Annotated in this window: 3 protein-coding genes; all 3 read left to right on the top strand. The window is 68.9% G+C overall.

Features of this window, described 5'->3' with window-relative positions; all coding sequences use genetic code 11:
* Positions 1–143: 143 nt before the first annotated feature.
* On the top strand, positions 144–977 hold the full coding sequence (gene nudC, locus Q0C38_RS23020; RefSeq protein ID WP_291299477.1) for an NAD(+) diphosphatase: 834 nt from the start codon (positions 144–146) through the stop codon (positions 975–977).
* Positions 974–1,375 carry a VanZ family protein gene (locus Q0C38_RS23015; RefSeq protein WP_291299476.1) on the top strand — a complete coding sequence of 134 codons (402 nt, stop codon included), beginning with the start codon at positions 974–976 and terminating at the stop codon, positions 1,373–1,375. The genes nudC and Q0C38_RS23015 overlap by 4 nt, the downstream gene beginning before the upstream one ends.
* A 105-nt stretch (positions 1,376–1,480) precedes the next feature.
* A partial coding sequence (locus tag Q0C38_RS23010) for a toll/interleukin-1 receptor domain-containing protein (RefSeq protein ID WP_291299475.1) occupies positions 1,481–1,666 on the top strand: 186 nt, incomplete at its 3' end.

Here is a 1,666-nt window from a genome sequence, read left to right as displayed (position 1 = left end):
GTGCTCGCGCTGGAGATGGGCGCGGACGCCGAGGACATCGGCCTCACGATCCATCCGCACCCGACGCTCTCGGAGACCGTGTTCTTCGCCGCCGAGATCGCCGAAGGCTCCATCACCGACCTCTACATGCCGAAGCGCTGATCGTGTCCCTCCTGGAAGCACCGGGCTTCGTCCCGCTCATCGCCCCGCCCGAGGCGCACGAAGGCGACGCGTTGTGGTTCGTGTTCCGCGGCAACCTCATGCTCGTGCATCGCAACGACGAGCGCGTTGAGCTGCCCGTGGTCTCCCGCCCCCAGGCGCTCGGCGTGGAGCCGATGCGCACACAGTACCTGGGGATGCTGGAAGGTCGCCACTGCTTCTCGGCGGAATGCGACGAGCGCACCGAGCCCCACGACCATCTGCGCTGGGCGGGGCTGCGCAGCCTGTTCGGCATCATCGACGACGCCACCTTCCTGCTCGCGGGCCGGGCGGTGCAGATCATGGACTGGGACCGCTCCCACCAGTTCTGCGGCCGCTGTGGGACGCCCACGGAGCGCAAGGCCGGCGAGCGATCGCGCGTGTGCCCCGCCTGCGGCCAGACGCACTACCCGCGCCTCGCGCCTGTGGCGATGGCACTGGTCCGCCGCGGGAGCGAATTGCTGCTCGCGCGCTCGCCGCATTTCCCGCCGGGCATGTTCAGCGCCCTCGCCGGGTTCGTGGAACCGGGCGAGAGCATCGAGGAATGCCTGGTGCGTGAAGTGAAGGAAGAGGTTGGCGTGGACGTCACCAACCTGCGCTACTTCGCGAGCCAGCCCTGGCCCTTCCCCCATTCGCTCATGGTCGCGTTCCACTGCGACTACGTGTCGGGCGAGATCGTCCCGCAGGAAGGCGAGATCGAGGCGGCCGACTGGTTCTCGCGCAACCGGCTGCCGGTGCTGCCGCACCGCCTGAGCATCGCCCGCCGCCTGATCGAAGACGCGCTCGCGGCTCTGCCGTGACGTCCGCAGCGGCACGCGCGCGACTGCGCACGATCTGGCTGGTCCTCGGCTGGGGGGGCGTCCTGGCGGTCGCGTACTTCTCGCTCATCCCCCATCCGCCGGAACTCAAGGTCGAGCAGGGCGACAAGATCCAGCACTTCCTCGCCTACGGTTCGCTGATGCTGTGGTTCTCGCAGATCATGGTGACGCCGCCGTCGCGTCGGCTGGCGGGCGCAGCGATGGTCGCACTGGGCATCGGGCTCGAGTTCGCCCAGTCGCTCACCGGCTATCGCTTCTACTCGTACGCCGACATGGGGGCCAACACGCTCGGCGTCCTGCTGGGCTGGCTCGCAGCGCCGCCGCGCGGCCCGAGGCTCTTCGACTTCGTACTCGCGAGAATGCCCGTCGGCCTTCGCTGACGACGCTATATCATCCGGCATATTCTGCGCGGCCCCCGTTGCGCGGAGCATCGCGCCGTCTCCGATCCGCATTCTTCCGGCATTGCCGACTGGCAGCCCGTTCCCATGGCCTCCGACATCTTCATCAGCTACGCAAGGGAGGACCGCGCCACCGCGCAGTCCCTGGCGGACGCGTTCGTCGCGAAGGGCCGGAGCGTCTGGTGGGATCGCGAGATCCAGGGCGGCAGCGCCTTTGCCACGGAGATCGAGAAGGCCCTGACGGGTGCCCGGCTGGTCGTGGTGCTGTGGTCG

It is taken from the genome of Elioraea sp., from assembly GCF_022842375.1.
Classification (GTDB): Bacteria; Pseudomonadota; Alphaproteobacteria; order Acetobacterales; family Acetobacteraceae; genus Elioraea_A.
This window is presented reverse-complemented; position numbering and strand designations above follow the sequence as displayed.